General features: G+C 67.6%; 23 protein-coding genes and 1 pseudogene. 10 read left to right on the top strand and 14 right to left on the bottom strand.

Translation table 11 applies throughout. The annotated features are described in order from the left end of the window. Nucleotides 1–5: 5 nt before the first annotated feature. Entirely contained in the window at nt 6–398 is a 393-nt protein-coding gene (locus AC0B44_RS11170; protein ID WP_471902948.1) for an ankyrin repeat domain-containing protein, read from the bottom strand. 46 nt (nt 399–444) lie between these two features. On the opposite strand from AC0B44_RS11170, the gene AC0B44_RS11165 reads away from it, so the two are divergent. After that, a complete protein-coding gene (locus AC0B44_RS11165) occupies nt 445–1,494 on the top strand; it encodes a septum formation family protein (RefSeq protein WP_471902947.1) in 1,050 nt (349 codons plus the stop codon). An 11-nt stretch (nt 1,495–1,505) separates the two neighbouring features. After that, the gene (locus tag AC0B44_RS11160) at nt 1,506–1,844 is read left to right on the top strand and encodes a metallopeptidase family protein (protein WP_471902946.1); all 339 of its coding nucleotides are present in this window, start codon (nt 1,506–1,508) and stop codon (nt 1,842–1,844) included. A 28-nt stretch (nt 1,845–1,872) separates the two neighbouring features. Here AC0B44_RS11160 and AC0B44_RS11155 read toward each other — a convergent pair whose 3' ends face one another. Continuing rightward, nucleotides 1,873–2,034, bottom strand: a complete 162-nt coding sequence (locus AC0B44_RS11155; RefSeq protein ID WP_471902945.1) for a hypothetical protein — start codon at nt 2,032–2,034, stop codon at nt 1,873–1,875. A 220-nt stretch (nt 2,035–2,254) separates the two neighbouring features. Between AC0B44_RS11155 and AC0B44_RS11150 the strand changes: the two genes are divergently transcribed. Both AC0B44_RS11150 and AC0B44_RS11145 read left to right on the top strand, forming a co-directional pair. Then, nucleotides 2,255–2,656: a nuclear transport factor 2 family protein gene (locus tag AC0B44_RS11150; RefSeq protein WP_471902944.1), complete on the top strand. Its 402-nt coding sequence runs from the start codon at nt 2,255–2,257 to the stop codon at nt 2,654–2,656. A 28-nt stretch (nt 2,657–2,684) separates the two neighbouring features. Further along, nucleotides 2,685–3,656: an NAD(P)H-dependent flavin oxidoreductase gene (locus AC0B44_RS11145; protein ID WP_471902943.1), complete on the top strand. Its 972-nt coding sequence runs from the start codon at nt 2,685–2,687 to the stop codon at nt 3,654–3,656. A 90-nt stretch (nt 3,657–3,746) separates the two neighbouring features. On the opposite strand, the gene AC0B44_RS11140 is transcribed toward AC0B44_RS11145, so the two are convergent. The 8 genes and pseudogenes from AC0B44_RS11140 to AC0B44_RS11105 all read right to left on the bottom strand — a co-directional run bounded on the left by AC0B44_RS11140 (nt 3,747) and on the right by AC0B44_RS11105 (nt 9,769). Then, nucleotides 3,747–4,034 carry a putative quinol monooxygenase gene (locus AC0B44_RS11140; RefSeq protein WP_471902942.1) on the bottom strand — a complete coding sequence of 96 codons (288 nt, stop codon included), beginning with the start codon at nt 4,032–4,034 and terminating at the stop codon, nt 3,747–3,749. A gap of 114 nt (nt 4,035–4,148) precedes the next feature. Continuing rightward, nucleotides 4,149–4,559, bottom strand: a complete 411-nt coding sequence (locus tag AC0B44_RS11135) for an NUDIX hydrolase (protein ID WP_471902941.1) — start codon at nt 4,557–4,559, stop codon at nt 4,149–4,151. A 64-nt stretch (nt 4,560–4,623) separates the two neighbouring features. Continuing rightward, a complete protein-coding gene (locus AC0B44_RS11130) occupies nt 4,624–5,034 on the bottom strand; it encodes a TIGR03668 family PPOX class F420-dependent oxidoreductase (RefSeq protein WP_471902940.1) in 411 nt (136 codons plus the stop codon). A 44-nt stretch (nt 5,035–5,078) separates the two neighbouring features. Beyond that, a complete protein-coding gene (locus AC0B44_RS11125; RefSeq protein WP_471902939.1) occupies nt 5,079–5,837 on the bottom strand; it encodes an SDR family NAD(P)-dependent oxidoreductase in 759 nt (252 codons plus the stop codon). 40 nt (nt 5,838–5,877) lie between these two features. Next, nucleotides 5,878–6,987: pseudogene (locus AC0B44_RS11120) on the bottom strand (acyl-CoA dehydrogenase family protein). Nucleotides 6,988–7,031: 44 nt separating this feature from the next. Continuing rightward, nucleotides 7,032–7,700, bottom strand: coding sequence for a TetR/AcrR family transcriptional regulator (locus AC0B44_RS11115; protein ID WP_471902938.1), 669 nt, complete (start codon nt 7,698–7,700; stop codon nt 7,032–7,034). Between the two features lie 61 nt (nt 7,701–7,761). Further along, nucleotides 7,762–8,523, bottom strand: coding sequence for a 3-hydroxyacyl-CoA dehydrogenase (locus AC0B44_RS11110; RefSeq protein WP_471902937.1), 762 nt, complete (start codon nt 8,521–8,523; stop codon nt 7,762–7,764). Between the two features lie 52 nt (nt 8,524–8,575). Then, the gene (locus tag AC0B44_RS11105; RefSeq protein WP_471902936.1) at nt 8,576–9,769 is read right to left on the bottom strand and encodes a thiolase family protein; all 1,194 of its coding nucleotides are present in this window, start codon (nt 9,767–9,769) and stop codon (nt 8,576–8,578) included. Nucleotides 9,770–10,011: 242 nt separating this feature from the next. On the opposite strand from AC0B44_RS11105, the gene AC0B44_RS11100 reads away from it, so the two are divergent. Next, entirely contained in the window at nt 10,012–10,791 is a 780-nt protein-coding gene (locus tag AC0B44_RS11100; protein WP_471902935.1) for an enoyl-CoA hydratase, read from the top strand. 63 nt (nt 10,792–10,854) lie between these two features. Here the strand turns inward: AC0B44_RS11100 and AC0B44_RS11095 are convergent, their stop codons facing one another. The 4 genes from AC0B44_RS11095 to AC0B44_RS11080 form a co-directional block, all read right to left on the bottom strand. Then, on the bottom strand, nt 10,855–11,529 hold the full coding sequence (locus AC0B44_RS11095; RefSeq protein ID WP_471902934.1) for a TetR/AcrR family transcriptional regulator: 675 nt from the start codon (nt 11,527–11,529) through the stop codon (nt 10,855–10,857). Nucleotides 11,530–11,689: 160 nt separating this feature from the next. Further along, complete coding sequence (locus AC0B44_RS11090; protein WP_471902933.1) at nt 11,690–12,352, bottom strand: histidine phosphatase family protein; 663 nt, start codon at nt 12,350–12,352, stop codon at nt 11,690–11,692. Between the two features lie 2 nt (nt 12,353–12,354). Then, the gene (gene pheA, locus AC0B44_RS11085) at nt 12,355–13,263 is read right to left on the bottom strand and encodes a prephenate dehydratase (RefSeq protein ID WP_471902932.1); all 909 of its coding nucleotides are present in this window, start codon (nt 13,261–13,263) and stop codon (nt 12,355–12,357) included. A 50-nt stretch (nt 13,264–13,313) separates the two neighbouring features. Beyond that, nucleotides 13,314–14,000, bottom strand: a complete 687-nt coding sequence (locus AC0B44_RS11080) for a hypothetical protein (protein WP_471902931.1) — start codon at nt 13,998–14,000, stop codon at nt 13,314–13,316. Between the two features lie 85 nt (nt 14,001–14,085). Here AC0B44_RS11080 and AC0B44_RS11075 point away from each other — a divergent pair, with 85 nt between their 5' ends. From AC0B44_RS11075 to AC0B44_RS11055, 5 genes are all read left to right on the top strand, one after another. Beyond that, the gene (locus AC0B44_RS11075) at nt 14,086–14,856 is read left to right on the top strand and encodes a DUF2470 domain-containing protein (protein ID WP_471902930.1); all 771 of its coding nucleotides are present in this window, start codon (nt 14,086–14,088) and stop codon (nt 14,854–14,856) included. A gap of 138 nt (nt 14,857–14,994) precedes the next feature. Next, entirely contained in the window at nt 14,995–16,047 is a 1,053-nt protein-coding gene (locus tag AC0B44_RS11070; protein WP_471902929.1) for an ABC transporter substrate-binding protein, read from the top strand. A gap of 19 nt (nt 16,048–16,066) precedes the next feature. Further along, nucleotides 16,067–17,419 (top strand): LLM class flavin-dependent oxidoreductase, encoded by a 1,353-nt coding sequence (locus AC0B44_RS11065; RefSeq protein WP_471902928.1) that lies wholly within the window; start codon nt 16,067–16,069, stop codon nt 17,417–17,419. A gap of 24 nt (nt 17,420–17,443) precedes the next feature. Then, nucleotides 17,444–18,334, top strand: a complete 891-nt coding sequence (locus AC0B44_RS11060) for an ABC transporter permease (protein ID WP_471902927.1) — start codon at nt 17,444–17,446, stop codon at nt 18,332–18,334. Then, the gene (locus tag AC0B44_RS11055; RefSeq protein WP_471902926.1) at nt 18,310–19,032 is read left to right on the top strand and encodes an ABC transporter ATP-binding protein; all 723 of its coding nucleotides are present in this window, start codon (nt 18,310–18,312) and stop codon (nt 19,030–19,032) included. Before AC0B44_RS11060 ends, AC0B44_RS11055 begins: the two co-directional genes overlap by 25 nt. The last annotated feature ends 41 nt before the right edge of the window (nt 19,033–19,073 follow it).

The following is a 19,073-nucleotide window of genomic DNA, read 5'->3' as shown; positions in this document are numbered from 1 at the left end:
GAAGCCTACCGCTGCCACAGGCCAAGGTATTCGTCGCGCCCGAACATCTTGGCCGTATCGATCGCAGTGGGATGCCCGAGGGCGGGATCTGCACCGGCCTCGGAAAGAACTCGGACGACCTCGTCGGAACCCTTGAACACAGCGCCGGCGAGCGGCGACTGACCCTTGTCGTTGAGCCGGTCGAGGTCGGCACCACGCTCGGCCAGGACCCGAACCGCATCCGCATGACCGTGGTACGCCGCGAGCATCACCAGCGTGTCGCCGGATTGATTCGTGAGATTCGCCGGCACACCCGCGTCGATGTACTCGGCGAGCGTGGCGGCGTCGCCGGCGCGCGCGGCGGCGAACATATGCTGGGCAATCTCGAGAATCTGCGGATCTATAGGCTGTTCGGTCATGATCCGACGCTACCGCCGGCCGCGCGAACGGGCATGATGGACCGTGATGGCCGAAGAACGTAAGCAGCAGCCCGAACGACGTCCGCCTTCCGCGAGGCTGACCCGACGCGCGCTGATATTCGTCGCGGTGGGCGCGGTGCTCGCGGCAGTCGCGAGCTTCGTCGTGGCCGGTTTCGAGGGCTCGAGCGACGGAACCGGTGACAGCGGACGCAAGGTCGCGACCACCGGAGCGGTGGCGGGAGAAGCGTTCGGAACAGCGGCGACGGGTGACTGCCTCACCTGGACCGCCCTCGACGCCGGTGATCTCACCAAGGTCGACTGCGAGCAGACGCACCTGTTCGAGGTGGTCGCCGACATCGACCTGAGCAACTACCCGGGTGCCGAGTGGGGACCGGGCTCGCGGTTCCCGTCGGTGATGCGGTTCACCGCCCTGCGCGACGAACTCTGCGTCCCGGCGGCCATGGACTACCTCGAGGACCGATTCGACCCGGTGGGCAAGTTCAGCGTCGGGCTGATCAATCCCGGCGAGGCCGGCTGGGCCGCGGGAGAACGAACGCTGCGGTGTGGCCTGCAGTTCTCGTCGACGACCGGCAATCTCCTCCCCGTCCAGGGACGGGTGGCCGATCAGGACCAGTCGCGCGCGTGGGACGTCGGAGTCTGCATCGGCATCAACAACGGCATCCCGGCCGACCCGGTCGACTGCGCGAAACCGCACGCATTCGAAGTGGTCGCCACCGTCGATCTGTCGTCGCAATTCCCCGAGGGTCTTCCGAGCATCGAAGATCAGGACCGATACCTCGAGGAAACGTGCACGCGGCTGGTCGGTGAGTACCTGGGCAATCCCGATGCGCTCCGCAACAAGACGCTCACGTTGTTCTGGGACAACCTGGGATACGACAGCTGGATCGCCGGAAGCCGCAAGGTCAACTGTTCGATCGGCAAGCAGGTCGAGGGCGGCGGCTTCGCGTCCATCACCGGCAGCGCGAAGGGCGACATCCTCATCGACGGCCAGCCGCCGGTGGCGCCCGAGCCGTTGCCGGACGGCAGGTCGCTGCCGAACCCGCTGCCCGGCGCCTTCCCCCTGCCGGGGCGGTAATGGGCGTCCGGATGAGCGACGAGCATTTCGAAGAGCTCGTCTCGGAGGCACTCGACGAGATCCCGGTCGAACTGGCACGCGCCATCGACAACGTGGTGGTGCTCGTCGAGCCGAGGCACGACGAGGAACCGGAACTGCTGGGGCTGTATCAGGGGATTGCGCTCACCGAGCGCGACAGTCACTACGCCGGGTCGCTACCGGACACGATCTCGATCTACCGGGACGCGATTCTCGACATCTGCGACACGGACGACGACGTGGTGCACGAGGTGCTGGTCACGGTGGTCCACGAGATCGCCCACTACTTCGGAATCGAAGAAGAGCGCCTCCACCAGCTGGGCTGGGGGTAGGCGCTCTCCGGCCGGTCTCCCGGGGTGGTTACTCGGCCCGGCGCGCGTCGGCCTCGACCAGGCTCGCGTTCTTGGCCTTGCGCTGCATGAAATGCGGGTTGATCGTCGAGATCACGAGCAGGATCAGGGTGCCGACGGACACGACAGCGATCGTAAGCACGACGACGATCATGCCGAAGAGTTCAAACATCCCGGTTACCTCCACTTTCGATGTCACGACGAGGCACGCGACACGCGCCGCCCCGTCGTACCTTAGCCTCCGCGACCGCACCGGACGGGACCGGCACCCGGATGACACCCTTTCCGCAACGCCCGAGACTTCCGCGACGACGGCGACGAACAGTCACTCTTGACCGTTTAGCGTGCCGGACCTACGCTCGGACCCGACCCCCACCGAGAGGCGAACCGACGTGACGCATCCCGCCTGCCCTGCCGTGATCGCCGGTTGGCATCGGCTGATCGAGACGAACGACCTCGAGGCACTGGACACTCTCGTCGCCGACGACGCCGTCTTCCTCTCCCCCGCGGTGTTCACTCCGCAGGAGGGCAAGGCGAAGACGATCGCCTACCTCCGCGCCGCGCTGACCGTATTCGGTGACGACACCGGATTCCGCTACGTCGGCGAGTGGTACGGCCCGAATTCGGCAGTGCTCGAGTTCGTCGCCGATCTCGACGGCGTCCACGTCAACGGTGTGGACCTGATCGAATGGGACGACCGGGACCGGATCGTCCGCTTCAAAGTCATGATCCGCCCCGTGAAGGGCCTGCAAGCACTGATCCCCCGCATGGCGGCACAACTAGAACAAGCCTGAATCCACCCACACACAGGAGTTTTCGTATATGAGTCTGCCGTCGATCCTGGAGGATCGTCTGCGTCTGCCCGTCGTGGCGTCGCCGATGTTCATCGTCTCCAACCCCGATCTCGTCATCGCGCAGTGCACCGCGGGTGTCGTCGGGTCGTTCCCGTCGCTCAATGCCCGTCCGCAGTCGCAACTGCGTGAGTGGCTCACCCGGATCACCGAGGCACTCGCCGAGTACGACGCCGCCAACCCCGAGACGCCGTCCGCTCCGTACGCGGTGAACCTCATCGTGCACCGGTCCAACGACCGCCTCGAAGAAGACCTCGCGACGATCGTCGAGTTCAAGGTGCCGCTCGTCATCACCTCGCTCGGCGCGCGTACCGACGTCAACGACGCGATCCATTCGTACGGTGGCATCGTCCTGCACGACGTCATCGACAACCGGTACGCGAAGAAGGCGATCGAGAAGGGCGCCGACGGTCTGATCGCCGTCGCCGCAGGCGCCGGTGGACACGCCGGAACGCAGTCGCCGTTCGCTCTCGTGCAGGAGATCCGCACCTGGTTCGACGGACCGCTGCTGCTGTCGGGCGCCATCGCGCACGGCAACTCGATCCTCGCGGCGCAGGCGGCCGGCGCGGACCTCGCCTACATCGGGTCGGCGTTCATCGCGACGACGGAAGCGCACGCCCAGGACGAGTACAAGCAGATGCTCGTGGACTCGTCGGCCTCCGACATCGTCTACACCAACCTGTTCAGCGGGGTGCACGCCAACTACCTGCGCGGCAGCATCAGCCGTGCGGGCATGGACCCCGACAACCTCGCCACCTCGGATCCGTCCGCGATGAACCTCGGTGACGACAAGAGCGAACCCGGTGGCACCGCCAAGGCGTGGCGCGACATCTGGGGAGCCGGGCAGGGCATCGCCGTCATCGGCGAGGTCGCCCCCACCGCCCGGGTCGTCGAGCGTCTCGCCGACGAATACGCCGCGGCCCGCAAGCGCCTGGCGCTCTAGCCGCCCACGGAGCGGCGACCGGTCCCCGGTCCGAAACGACGACAGCGTGGCACGCCCGGGCGTGCCACGCTGTTCTCGTTGCGGGATGTATCAGAGGGTCGTGAACTGCGTGAGCTTCGGCGCTCCCGCCAGCAACGGACCCAGATCGGTGATGGCACCCTCGCCCGCGCGGAACTTGCGGTAGGCGGCGTCGTGCTCGGCCGAACGCCACTTCTCGACGACGACCCAATGCGCCTCGTTCGCCTGGTCCACCAGGATTTCGATGCCTTCGCAACCGTCGAACGCGCGGGTCTCGCCGAGCACACGGTCCATGACCGTCTTCGCGTCGTCGAGTGCGTCGTCCTTGAATTCGAGTTCGAGCAGAGCGGTGAGCGCCATGAAAAGTCCTTTGCTACGAGCGTGCATGCAATTCCTGTGCCGCCCACATTCCCCGAATCGCGAGAACCGCGCAATACCGAACCGGTAATGCGACTTCCGCTGCCTGAAGGAACGTCAGCGCGCGATCGCCGGAAGAACGAAGTGCTCGAGCAGCGGCGCCAGATCGCCGGGCAGCGGCAGACGCGCGGGATCGAGCCACCGCATCTCCTCGATCTCCGACGCGATCCCCACGACGCCGACGAAGGGGTGCTCGAACACCGTCCCCTCGATCTTCCAGCCCGGTTCGTTCGCCGCGTCCGCCAGGAAGACCCCGATCGGCCGGAGCGCAGCCGGGTCGAGCGTCGCCCCGACCTCTTCGGCGCATTCACGCACCGCAGCCTCGGCTGCCGACTCACCGGGTTCGGGCTTACCCCCGGGAAGCATGAACCTGGACGTGTTGCGCTTCCGCACCGTCAGCACCTGCCCGTCGGCATCGCGGAGCACGACCGCGCTGACACGGATGAGTTTCTCGGGGGAATCGGACATCGACCCATCGTAGGACTCGGGCTACGGACGGCCGGCGGCCCGCACCATCGACTACCGGCCGGTGTCACGCCGACCAGGCTCGCCAACGCAGTCGATCGATGGTGATCACCGGTCCCGGTGGGCGTTTCGCCCGGTACTGCGGATACTTGCGTACCAGTGCGTCGAGGCCGATGGCGCCCGCGTCGGTATCCGCGGAGTGGACCGTGGCGATGCCGTCGATGCGAATCCACCACAACTGCGACCAGTCGTCGCTGTAGTGGTCGACGAGCACGCTCACGCGGGGGTTCGCTGCGATGTCGGCGAGGCGCCGTAGTTGCCGGGTGGTCTTCGGCTTGTCGTCGACGCAGGTGTGGATCGCATCGCCGTCGAGGGCGAACACGATCGGGACCAGGTGGGGTTCGCCGGACCCGTCTGCGGTGGCCAAACGGGCCACCCGGGCTTCGGTGACGCGGCGGCGGACGTCCATGCGCCTCACCGTAGCCTGATCGGCCCGCCGCCTCGTTCCTTCGATCGAAGCGATCAGAACATGCTGTAGCCGCCGTCGATGACCGTGGCACTGCCCGTCTGGAACGAGGATGCGTCGCTCGCGAGATACACGGCGATTCCCTCGAAATCCTCCGGCCGGCCCCAACGTCCGAGCGGCACGCGGGAAATGACGTTGCTGTTGAACACATCCGATTCCTGCAGCGGCCCGGTCATGTCGGTCGCGATCCAGCCCGGCAGCACACTGTTGACCCGGATCCCGTAGCGCGCGAGTTCGACGGCGCACCCGTTGGCGAGAGCGAGCACCGCGGCCTTGCTCGCGCCGTACGCCTGGTTGCGTCCCGCCCCTTGCACCGCTCCGAGACTCGACGTCACGATCACCGACCCGCCGGTGCCTTGATCGACCAGCACCTTCGACGTCTCACGCAACGTGAAGTACGCACCCTCGGCATTGGTGCCCATGACCTTCCGGTACTGCTCCGTCGACGACTCGTGGAACTTCTGCAGCGTCGCACCGATTCCCGCGTTCACGACCACCGTGTCCAGCCCGCCGAGTTCGTCGACCACCGCCGCGACACCGACCACCACGGCCTGCTCGTCCGACACGTCGACCGAGCGCGTCGTCACCCGGACGCCGAGACCGGTCAACTCGTCGGCCGCCCGCGCGAGTTTGGCTGTGTCGCGACCCCAGAGCGCCACGTCGGCACCGGCCCGGGCGAGACCCCGCGCCATCCCGAGACCGAGTCCGGCCGAACCGCCGGTCACCAGCGCACGTGTACCTGTCAGATCGAACATGGAGATCCTCCCCCGTCGTGGGATGACGCGAAGCTGTGGATTACGTGAATCGGGCCGCGATGTCACGGCCGATGATCTCCTTCATGACCTCGGTCGTGCCGCCGTAGATGGTCTGGATCCGGGCGTCCACATAGGCGCGGCCGATCGGATACTCCATCATGTAGCCGTAACCGCCGTGCAGTTGAACACTCCGATCGACGACGCGTTTCTGCAGTTCGGTGGCCCACCACTTGGCTTTCGACGCGTCGACCGGGGTCAGTTCCCCGGCGTTGAGCGCGAGGACGCATCGATCCACATGCGATTCGGTGATCTCGATTTCGGTGAGCATCTCGGCGAGTGCGAAACGTGTATTCTGCAGGTCGCCGATCGGCTTGCCGAATGCCTTGCGCTCGAACACATATTACGCGGTCCACTCGTAGGCTGCACGTGCGGCGGTGACCGCCGAGACCGCGATACCGATCCGCTCGAGCGGAAGATTCTCCATGAGGTGGACGAATCCGCGACCCTCCGTACCGAGCAGGTTCTCCGCCGGCACCCGAGCATCCTCGAATACCAGTTCCGCCGTGTCCTGCGCGGCGAGACCCACCTTGTGCAACTTGCGTCCCCTGCTGAAACCTGGAGTGTCCCGCTCGACGACGATCAGCGAGAACCCCCGCGACCCCGCGCCGGGATCCGTGCGGCACACCACGATCACCAGATCGGAGTGGATACCGTTGGTGATGAACGTCTTCTGGCCGTTGATGATCCACTCGTCGCCCTCGCGCACCGCCGTGGTCTTGACGCCCTGAAGATCGGAGCCTGCGCCGGGCTCGGTCATGGCGATCGCGCCGATCAGTTCGCCGGCGGCCATGCGCGGCAACCATCGGGCTTTCTGCTCCTCGTTCCCCAGATGCGCCACGTACGGGATCGCGATGTCGTCCTGGAGCGCCAGCGTCGCGCCGAACGAAGTGGTGTTGGTTCGGGCGATCTCCTCCTGCACGACATGGCGGAATCGGTAGTCGGTCACGCCCGACCCGCCGAATTCGTCCGGCACTCCGAGACCCAGGATTCCTGCCGCTCCCGCCGACGGGTACACGGCACGATCGATGAGCCGGTTTTCCTCCCACCGTTCGTATTTCGGTTCCACCTCGCGGGCGAGGAACTCACGCACCGTCCCCCGCTACGCCTCGTGATCGGCTTCGAACAAAGTGCGCTTCATCTGCGTTTGTCTCCCGGAGTCTCAGGGGCGTATCCCACGATGCGCAGTGCGAGCACCGTGTAACGACGGGCTACCTCGTCCGGCGTGAACGGGCCGTCGAGTCGGTACCAGCGGGCGACGGACTGACACATACCGAGAAGAGCCCGCACGGTCTCCTCGGTGTCGTCGACGTCGAACACCTGCGAATCCGCACCGTCGCGAACCAGACCGAGCATGATCGTTTCGAGGCGTTTGCGTGTCGCGGCGTAGGTCCGTCGATTGCCGGCGGAGATATGTCGCACCTCGGAATCGAGCGCCGATCGCTTGGCGCGGTGCGTCATGTTGAGCACGATCGCGTCGACCGCGTTGACGAAGCGGGCGGCCACATCGTCGCCGCCGTCGGCGACCGCGGCAGTCACGCGGTCGATGAGGTCGTGGACCGCGGCGTCGAGCAAGGTGACGAGAACGGCTTCCTTGCTCTCGTAGTGGTAGTACAGCGCCGGTACCGTCACGCCGACCCGGCCGGCGAGGTCGCGGACGGTGGTTCCGTGGAAACCGTTCTCGCTGAATGCTTCCAATGCGTGGGTGAGGATGGGGTCGAGTTCGAGCGGCCCGAAGATCCGCCAGTTCGCGGACTCCGGTGCTACCACCTCGGCGGGGACGAGCGCCCCGGACTTCGCGGCCATCGACCCCATCCTCCCGTCACGTTGCAGGCCGCACAGCGGCCGGCGGGTTCTCCCGCTCGGTTCAGCGAGGCGCCATGCGAATGGCACCGTCGAGACGGATGACCTCACCGTTGAGCATCGGGTTGGACACGATGTGCGCAGCGAGCGCGCCGTACTCGGAGGGATCGCCGAGACGCGCGGGATGCGGAACCTGCTGACCGAGCGAGGCCTGCGCCTCCTCGGGCAGAGAGCCGAGCAGCGGGGTCTTGAACAGGCCGGGTGCGATGGTGACGACGCGGATCAGCAGCGAGGCGAGGTCGCGGGCGATCGGCAGGGTCATGCCGACGACGCCACCCTTCGACGCCGAGTACGCGGCCTGGCCGATCTGTCCGTCGAACGCCGCGACCGACGCGGTGTTGATGATGACACCGCGCTCGCCCTCGATCGGTTCGGTCTTCGCGATGCGCTCGGCGGCGAGACGGATCACGTTGAACGTGCCGAAGAGGTTGACGTCGACGACCTTCTTGAAGGCGTCGAGCGGGAACGCACCCTTCTTGCTCACCGTCTTCATGGCGTTGCCGATGCCGGCGCAGTTCACGGCGACGCGCAGGGGGCCGAGCGATTCGGCGAGGTCGAGTGCCTCGGTGACCGCGGCCTCGTCGGTGACGTCCGCTGCCGCGAAGCGAACCCGGTCGCCGAGTTCCTTGGCAACGGTCTCGCCGTTGGAGGACGGCAGGTCGATGATGACGACCTGCGCGCCGTCGGCGAGCAGAGCCTTGACGGTGGCGAGGCCGAGGCCGGAGGCACCACCGGTGACGACGGCGACGCTGTCGTTGACGATCATGAAGAGCCTTTCACTGAGGGGATTCGGACGGGAAATTCGGTACGACGGTGGGTCAGAGACGTTCGATGACGGTGGCGTTCGCCATTCCCGCGCCTTCGCACATGGTCTGCAATCCGTAGCGGCCGCCGGTGGCTTCGAGCGTGCTCACCAGCGTGCTCAACAGGCGCGTCCCCGACGATCCGAGCGCGTGACCGAGGGCGATGGCGCCGCCCCACCGGTTCAGCTTCTCCTGGTCGGCCCCGAACTCGGCGGCCCACATCAGGGGCACCGGAGCGAACGCCTCGTTCACCTCGTAGGAGTCGATGTCGTCGATGGACAGCCCCGATTTGGCGAGCACCTTGTGCGTGGCCGGGATGGGTGCCGTGAGCATGTAGAGCGGGTCGTCGCCGGCGACAGCGAACGAGTGGAACCGCGCCCGCGGGGTGAGGCCCAACTTGGTCGCGGCTTCCTCGCTCATGATGAGGACGGCCGACGCGCCGTCCGTGAACGGCGACGAGTTGCCGGGGGTGATGAGCCACTGCGCCTCCGGGAAGCGTGCGGCGTATTCGTCGGTGCGGAAGGACGGACGAAGCCCGGCGAGTCCCTCGACGGTGGTCGACGCGCGGACGGTTTCGTCGACGCTGTGCACGATCTTCTCGCCGTCGGCGTTCGTGACGGTGATCGGGGCGATCTCCGCGTCGAAGTTTCCTGCCGCCGCAGCGGCCGCGGCGCGCTGGTGTGAGCGCGCGGAGTAGGAGTCGACGGCCTCGCGGTCGAAGCCCCACTTCGCGGCGATGAGTTCCGCCGAGATCCCCTGGTTGACAAGGCCTTCGGGGTAGCGGGCAGCGACGCCGGGGCCGAACGAGTCCTGGCCGATCGAGGATGTGCCCATCGGGAGGCGGCTCATCGACTCCACACCGCACGCGATGACGATGTCGTATGCGCCGGCGATGACGCCCTGCGCGGCGAAGTGCGCGGCCTGCTGACTCGATCCGCACTGCCGGTCGATCGTGGTGGCGGGCACGGAGTCAGGGAACCCGGCCGACAACAGCGCCGAACGCGAGATGTTGAGTGCCTGCTCGCCGACCTGCTGCACGCAACCGCCGATGACATCGTCGACGAGGGCGGGATCGAGGTTGTTGCGCTCGACGAGCGAACGCAGGACATGTGCCAGGAGTTCGACGGGATGCGTACCGGACAGTGCACCACCCGGCTTTCCTTTGCCGACGGCGGTGCGGACCACGTCGACGATGACGGCGTTTGCCATGACGTTCCTTTCGATCGGAATGAAGCAAGGTCGGCCGAGACTGCGGTGTGTGCGGCACGCTCGACGTCTTCGCCTACCCGCGTACCTATCGATCGCTAAAATGTCTATCACGGACTTAGCGCTCGGTCAATGAATCTGTATAGCTAGCGCACGATAAGTGGGTCTGATAGGGATGGAAGCGGAATTCGACCGTCGCGTCCCTCTCCGTTCGGCCCATCGGACCATCACTCGAGGAGAACCACATGACCACCGACCTACCGGGTGTCGAGTCGAGAATCGACCACGGCATCCTGCGCGTGACGATCGACCGCCCCGCCCGCATGAACGCGGTCGGAACCGAAACCCTGGTGGCCGTCGCCGAGGCGTTCGAGAAGGCCACCGACGACCCCGCCGTCCGCGCCGCCGTTCTCACGGGCACCGGACGGGCCTTCTGCGCGGGGGCCGACATCTCCGGACGCGACGTGACCGCGCCCCCCACGCCCGACACGATCGACGCCGCGAACCGGGTCGTCGCGACCATCCGTGACTTCCCGCGCCCCGTCGTCGGCGCGGTCAACGGCGCCGCGGCGGGAGTCGGTGTCTCGCTCGCGCTGGCGTGCGACCTCACCGTCGCGAAGAACTCGGCGTACTTCCTGCTCGCGTTCGCCAAGATCGGACTGATGCCGGACGGCGGCGCCACGGCGCTCGTCGCAGCGTCCGTCGGCCGGGCCCGTGCACTGCGGATGGCGATGCTCGCCGAACGACTCCCGGCCCCGGACGCACTCGCCTCCGGCCTGATCGCCGACGTCTATCCCGACGACGAATTCGGTACCGCCGTCGAAGACCTGCTCGAGCGACTCGCGGCCGGGCCGACGTCCGCGCTGACGTCGACGAAGCGGGCGATCAACGACGCCACGCTCACCGAACTCGGCCACGCGTTCGGCCGGGAACGTGCCGGTCAGCTCGATCTTCTCGCCGGCCCGGACTTCGCCGAAGGCGTCGCCGCGTTCCAGGAGAAGCGCACCGCGGACTTCCGGCGCTAGGGCGATCCGTCAGAGCGGGGCGATGCGTCAGAGCGGGGCGATGCGTCAGAGCGGGTCGCGCCGTCAGAGCGGGTCGCGCCGGGCCCCGACGGTTTTGAGTGCGATCGCGACGTACTTCTTCGCGACCGCTTCGGGACTGAGCGTGCCTTCCGCGTGGTACCAGCGGGGGATCGATTGGCACATGCCGAGCAGCGCCCGCGTGGTCTCGGCCGGATCGTCGACATCGAAGTCGCCCGTCGCGGCGCCCTGCTCGACGATCTCGCGCACCAACTGCTCGATGCCCTTGCGGACCGCGCGGTACCGCTGGCGGTTCTCGGGGCTGAGATAACGGGCCTCGCCCTCGAGCGCGGCGAGCGCCGAACGCATCGTCATCCGCAACACGATCGCCTCGATCACGTTCGCGAGTCGGCGCACCGGGTCGCCGGCCCCCTCGGCGTCGGCGGCGTGTGCGCGCGAGAGCACATCGCTGGTCGACAGTTCGAGCAGCGCGATGAGCAGGCCTTCTTTGTTCTCGTGGTGGTAGTACAGGGCGGGCACCGTCACGCCGACACGTCGCGCGATCTCCCGTACCGACGTGCCGTGGAAGCCCGTCTCGTAGAACGCGTCGAGCGCGGCCGACAGGATCGGGCTGAGGTCGAGAGGTTGCAGGGTCCGCCAATCGGTGTGGGTGCTCTCCCCATCCGGCGCGACACGACGGCCCTCGAGCGGGTCGACGGCGTCGTCGGTGGAACCATCCATGTAGCGCACCCAACCTACCGATCGTTACTTCATGCGGACGGCTCGACGATACCCGTCTGTTTCGGCCGCGAACGATCGACACCGCCGCACGTCACCCCTGCCTCGTGCACGGAACCGCGCAGGACGCGAGGGGCCGGGATCCGGACGCATCGACGCGATCTCAGCCCATCGGGTCGTCGGCACCGGCGCGATGGGTGTCGTGGAAGGGGCCGGCGAACGTCCCCCACCGCACGCACTCCCAGCCGCCCCCCGGCACCGGCACGAGTTCGACGATCTCGGTGTTGGCCAGATGGTTGCCGGTGGCGAATCCGCCCGGGACCTTGCCCAGATACGCCGCGACGAGGCGGATGGCCGCGCCGTGGCTGACGACGACCACATCCCCCGATCCCGCGTCGAGATGGTCGGAGCGCAGAGCCTCGACCACCGGCACGAAACGATCGAGCACGTCGAGCGCCGATTCCCCACCCGGCACCCGAGTGCGCAGGTCACCGCTGTGCCACTCCTCGTAGACCTTCATGAACAGGCGGTGCGACTCCTCGTCGCTGCGGTCCTCGAGGTCGCCGACCTGCACCTCGTGCAGTCCGTCGAGGACCCCGGTCTCGAGTCCGACCGCGGGAGCGACCTGCTCCGCGGTCTGCCGCGCGCGTATCGCCCGCGACGACACGAGCAGCGACGGGCCGCGCTCGACGAGGTTGCGTCCGAGGCTCCGCGCCTGCTCGATTCCCAGGTCGGTCAGTTCCGCCCCGGGCAATTTGGTGTCGAGGCGGCGGGCGACGTTCGCCACCGTCTGGCCGTGCCTCGCCAATATCAGCTTGCCGCTCACGGCTACTCCTCTCCGGAGCGCAGTCTTTCCAGCCACTGCGCATCGTCGTCGTCGGAGACGGGCGCGACCCCGTGCTCGGACACTGCCGGCCACGAACCGAGGAACCGTACCTGCGCGAAACGGTGCAGCGCCTTGAGTGCCTCCGCAACCAGCGCGTCGTCGATATGACCCACCCAGTCCAGATGGAAGAAATAGGTCCCGTAGTCCTTGCGGGTGGGACGAGATTCGATTCGCGTCAGATCGATGCCGCGGGTCGCCAGTTCGGTCATGGCCCGCACCAGCGAACCCGGGATGTTCGGGAGTTGCAGGATCACCGACGTCCGGTCGACTCCGGTGCGCTTGGGAATTGGGCCCGGGCGGGAGACGAGCACGAACCGGGTGCGTGCCCCGGCGAAGTCGGCCACGCCGTCGGCCAGGACCGCGAGGCCGAGCCGTTCACCGGCCAGCGCGGTGGCGACCGCGGCGTCGACCTTGCCGGATGCGACGTCCTCTGCCGCCCCCGCGTTGGACGACGCGGCGACGATCTCGGCGGCGGGCAGGGTGTCGGCGATCCACTGCCGCACCTGGGCGGCCGCGACGGGATACGCGCCGATGGTCGCGACGTCGTCGCGGGTCACACCGGGACGGGTGACCACGGTGAAGGCGATGTCGAGTTCGGTCTCGGCGACGATCTGCAGACGCGAACCCCGTGCGAGTGCGTCCATGGTCGGGGGGACCGAACCCTCCACCGAACTCTCGATCGGCACGACCGCACCGTCGACGTCGCCGTTGCGCAGCAACTCCAGGGCGGCGGGAGGGCTGGCCGCCGCGACTCGTTCGACGGGCGCGTCGAAGGCGCCGACGTTCTCGAAACGGTCGAGGGCCATCTCCGTGAACGTTCCCGACGGACCGAAATAGGCGATGCGTGGCACCCCTACGAGGTTACGCACCTCGCGTCCACGTACTGCGGGGAAGGCACCGTTCAGGCGGGCGACAATCCCAGGTCTGCGAGCTCACGCGCGACCTGCTCGGGATCGTCGACCTGGATCGTCAGGAGGATTTCCCGCAGCGCGGCGGCAGCTTCCGGGATGAGCCGTTGCAGCCGCGACACGTCGGGCGACGCGAGCGCGGCCCGGATGTCGAACCCGCTCAGGGCCGCCGCGGTCGCGTTGAGCAGTGCGACCACCTCCGCGGTGCCGGTCGCGCGGGCGGCATAGCCGGTGTCGGCGTGGGCGAGGACGGCAAGGAAGTCGGCGACCGCGCCCAGCCCGTGACCGGCGGGCAGACCCGGGATGTGACCGGCCTCGCTGAGCGCACGGGCGGTGTCGGCCAGTGTTTCGTCGGGTCCGTCCACGTAGACGATCAGCGGCGCGGGTGCGGTGAACTCGAGAACGTGGCTCAACTCGTCGGCCGAGCAGTCGATCTGGTAGCGAAGCGGTCGCCAGCCCGCCGGTGCAGGTCGCGGCCCGGACGTGTCGAGTTCGACGACGAGATCGCACGACGGGGGCGCGCTGACGCTCCGAGCCGGGACGATCGGCGCTCCGAGCAGGGGCCCGGTGACGCCCTGGGCGCTCTCCGGGGAGTCGTAACGCCCGGTCAGCAGCCCTTCCAGCAGTCCACGCGGCTCTTCGCGGGACGGCGGCGTTCCGAGAGGAAGGGGGATCGGCACGGATTCCAGATTAGACCCCGGACCCCTTGCGACCGCGATCTCCATGACTTAGGTTTGCCTCACCTATTCAGCCAGGAGGGTTGTCATGCACACCACCACGTCCACCGCCGTCCCCGCACCGACCACGGCCGAACGCGTGCGCACTGCCCTCATCCGCGCCGACACCACCCACCTCGCCGTCGACGGCTGCGAACCCGTCCCCACCACCGTCCACCACCTGCACGCCGACGACGACATCGCGATCGTGATTCCCGCGAACAGCACCGCCGTCGCGCTCGCACGACAGGCCGGGGCCGTGGGCCTGCCCGCCGTCCTCGAGCTCACCGACCACTCACCCTTGACCCTGCGCAACCCTGTGCGGTCGCTCATCTGGCTCAGCGGCATCCTGCATCCCGTCGCCGAACCCCGCCTGCTCGCCGCGGAAATCGCGGAAACCCTTCCGCATCCCGAACTCCTCGACATCGGGCACCGGTCCGAACTGCTCCGGCTGCGCCTCGGTTCCGTCGTCGCGGCCGACACCACCGGCGCCGAGGCCGTGAACGTCGTCGATGTGCTCGAAGCCGCGCCCGACCCGTTCGCCGCGCTCGAGACCGCCTGGCTCCAGCACCTCGAGGAAGACCACGCGGACCTGGTGATGCGCATCGCTCGCCGCATTCCGGAAGCCCAGCGCGGGGGTCGAATTCGCCCGCTCGGCATCGATCGTTACGGCGTGCGCCTGCGCATCGAATCGGGCCACGGAGATCACGATGTGCGGATCCCGTTCGACGAACCGGTCGACGACCCGACCGGACTGAGCCGGGCATTGCGCCTGCTCGTCGGATGCCCGTTCCGAAACGGATTGCGGCTGCGCTCTTGAGGGTGCCTCCTAGGCAGGACTTCCGATCACGCTGACGCAAACTGTGGTTACCCGCGCGCCCGAACTCAATGATGATCCACAGCCACCGGCACATGCCGGGCCGGCCTCACCATCGATTTTCGAGCCCGAGGGAAGTACATGTTCCGCCTACGTCACGCCGGATTCACCACCGCCGCCGCATTCGTCCTGACGGCGGTCGTTGCGTGTGGGTCGGGGTCCACGGGCGGCGGCCTCGCCGCCGAGAGCCCGCTTCCGACCGAGATCCCGGCCGGGACGAAGATCGTCATCGCCGACCAGAGCGAGCGACAGCAGGTCGCGCTGGCAGCGTCCGGCAACCTCGACTCACTTCCGTTCGACTACGAGTTCGCGACCTTCCAGGGTGCACCCTCGATTCTCGAGGCCTTTCGAGCCGACGCCGTCGACGTCGCCTGGGCCGGGGAGATCATGGCCATCCAATCGCTCGTCGCAGGAGACGACGTGCGGGTGATCGCCGCGATCCAGACCGACAACAGCCTCAACCTGGGTGTCGCGCCGGGTGCCGACATCGCGTCACTGGCAGACCTGGCCGGCAAGCGGATCGGTTACGCCGAGGGCACCTCCCAGCAGGCCTTCGTCCTGCGCGCACTCGACAAGGCCGGACTCGACGTCGACGACGTGAAACTCACACCGATGGCACTGCCCGACTTCCCGGACGCACTGCGATCCGACCAGATCGACGCCGCCCCGATGAGCGAACCGGTGTTCTCGCGATACATGCAGACCCCCGGTGCCACCGCTCTGCCCAAGGAAGAGATCACCGACCTCAGCGACGGCATCTCCTACCTGTATTCGAGCGCGAAGGCACTGTCCGATCCCGCCACGGCAGCAGCGATCCGCGCCTACGTCGGTGCCTACATCAAGTCGGTCGACTGGGCCAACGACAACCGCGACGCATGGATCGACGAGTACTTCGTCCGGAGCCAGGGCCTCACCGCCGAAGACGGGCGCCGGATTCTGGACGCCAACGGCCCGACCACCTTCCCGCGACTCGACGAGAACCTCGTCGCCACCCAGCAGCACACCGTCGACGTGATCGACGCCGCCGGCGAACTGCCACGGCCCGTCGAGGCCGCCGAAGCATTCGACCTGCGCTTCGACGAAGTGGTTCAGGCCGCGGTCGCCGAAGCCGGCGCCGGACACGTTCGCAACTGATCTCCGAGGGGACCTTCTCATGACGCACCGCCGGCTCAACCTGAACGCCTTCATCTACCCGACCGGCCACCACGAAGCCTCGTGGCGGCACCCCGACAGCGCCCCCGAGCGCATCTACGACGTGCACTACTTCCAGGAACTGGCACGCACCGCCGAAGCCGCGAAACTCGATGCGGTGTTCTTCGCCGACGGGCCCGCACTGCGCACCGAGGTGAGGTACCGGCCGGACTACGGCCTCGAACCGATCACCACGCTCGTCGCGATGGCCACGGTCACCACGCATCTCGGCCTGATCGCCACCGCCTCGACCACGTACTACGAGCCCTACAATCTCGCCCGGCTGTTCTCGTCGCTCGACCACATCTCCGGTGGCCGGGCGGGATGGAACATCGTGACCACCGCGACGGATGCCGCAGCGGCGAACTTCGGTCTCACCGACCATCCCGACGTACAGCAGCGGTACGCACGGGCACGCGAATTCGTCGACGCCACAGTGAAACTGTGGGATTCGTGGGAAGACGATGCCGTGGTCGCCGACAGGGCCGCGGGCGTGTACGCCGACCCGGACAAGATCCACCGCGTCGACGTGGACGGTGAGTACGTCAGAGTTCGCGGGCCCTTCAACTCCGCACGGTCCCCGCAGGGACGCCCGGTCCTGGTCCAGGCCGGGTCGTCGAACGACGGACGCGATTTCGCCGCGAACTACGCCGAGGCGATTTTCACCGCGCACCAGCAGATCTCGGATGCGCAGGCGTTCTACACCGATATCAAGTCCCGCGCCGCCGGCGCCGGCCGCAACCCCGATCACGTCAAGATCCTGCCCGGCCTGAGCCCGTTCATCGGAGCGACCGAAGCCGAAGCACGGGATCTGCAACGTAAATTCAACGAACTCACCATCGTCGAGTACGGGCTCGGCCAACTGCAGAAGATGGGCCGGATCGACGTGTCCGGACTCGAACTCGACGCCCTCGTGCCCGCCGAACTCTTCGCAGGTGCCGGGGATATCACCGACAACGACAACAGCCGACGTCTCGTGTTCGCCAAAATCGTCGAGCGGGAACAGCCGACACTGCGTCAACTGCTGCACAAGCTCGCCGGTGCGCGCGGGCACAACGTCGTCGCCGGGACGGCCGTGCAGATCGCGGACATCATCGAAGACTGGTTCACTCGCGGCGCCGCCGACGGGTTCAACATCATGCCCCCGCAGTACCCGCAGGGGCTCGAGGCGTTCACCACCACGGTCGTTCCGATCCTGCAGGAGCGGGGCCTGTTCCGCACCGAATACACCGGCACCACGTTGCGCGACCACTACGGTCTGCCCCGGCCGGAGAGCCAGTACGCGCGCACTCTCGCGACCGCCGGCAGGGCCTGACCCACCCGACGAAAGGACGAGCCCATGAGCGTGCCCACCGTCGACGCCCGGCGATTCGGAAGCGGCCTGGCCGGGGACGGCGCCACCGACCAGAAACCCGAACCGAAGGACGCGGTCGATCTGCCCGCGCGACGCGGTCGTAGTCGCCTCGCACCCGGACGGCCGATCAAGTTCGGCCTCGCCATCGGGCCGTCGATCCTGTTGGCCGTCTGGATCGTGGCGTCGGCGACCGGGCAACTCGACCCGAAGACACTGTCCGCGCCGTGGACCGTGGTGACCACCGCCTGGGATCTGATCGCCGACGGACGCCTGCAGAGCAACCTGCTCACCTCCGTGCAGCGCGCGGTGATCGGCGGGGTCCTCGGTGTCTTCTTCGGCTTGCTCCTCGCGGTGATCTCCGGTCTGTCCCGGATCGGCGAAGCGCTCGTCGACGGTCCGGTACAGATCAAGCGGTCGATCCCGACGCTCGCACTGATGCCGCTGGCGATCCTCTGGTTCGGTATCGGCGAAGAGATGAAGATCCTGCTCATCGCCCTGTCGGTGTTCGTTCCCGTCTACATCAACACCTATTCGGCGTTGCGCGGCATCGACTCCCGCTACGTAGAACTCGCCGAGACGCTGGATCTGTCTCGTGCGCAGTTCGTCCGGCGCGTGGCCCTGCCGGGCGCGCTCCCCGGATTCTTCACGGGCCTGCGCATGGCGGTGACGGTGGCATGGCTCGCCCTGGTCGTCGTGGAGCAGGTGAACGCGACCAGCGGGATCGGGTTCCTCATGTTCCAGGCCCGCACCTACGGGCTCACCGACATCATCATCGTCGGCCTCGTGGTCTACGCAATCCTCGGTTTCGGCAGCGATCTGCTGGTCCGTTCGGCGGAAAGGAAGGCGCTGTCATGGCGCAAGACGATCGGAAGCTGACCGTCCGAACCTCGGGGCTCAGCCGGGGATTCGACGGACGCGCGGTGCTGCGCGATGTGAACCTCGAAATCCGCGAAGGCGAGTTCGTCGCGTTGCTCGGCCGCAGCGGTTCCGGCAAGAGCACGTTGCTGCGCGCCCTCGCCGAACTCGATCACGGCGTACCCGGGTCGGGGGACATCGACGTGCCGCGGAAACGAGCCGTCGTCTTCCAGGATTCCCGGTTGCTGCCGTGGGCGCGGGTGCTCGACAACGTCGTCCTCGGACTCTCCGGCTCAGACGCCACGGAACGCGGCCGGAAGGCGCTCGCCGAAGTCGGGCTCGCAGGTCGCGAGTCGGCGTGGCCCAACGAACTGTCCGGCGGCGAGCAACAGCGGGTCTCGCTGGCACGGTCGCTCGTCCGGGAACCGGAGTTGCTCCTCGCCGACGAACCCTTCGGCGCGCTCGACGCCCTGACGAAGATCAAGATGCACGCACTGCTCCAGGAGTTGTGCGCCGTCCACCGGCCGGCGGTGCTGCTGGTCACCCACGACGTCGACGAAGCCATCGCCCTCGCCGACCGCGTGCTGGTGCTCGATCACGGCTCGCCGGCGGTGGAACTGACGATCGATCTGCCGCACCCTCGCGCAGCGCACCCCCTGCAGACGGCGGAGTACCGGAGGATCCTGCTCGAGGCGCTCGGAGTCGAGGTCGCCGCCTGACCTCAGGCAGGGGCACAGCCTGGGTCGGGCAGGAATGCCAC

The sequence above is a fragment of the Rhodococcus sp. NPDC019050 genome, assembly GCF_055664235.1.
Note: the sequence above shows the minus strand (reverse complement) of the source record. Positions and strands in the feature narration are given on the sequence as shown.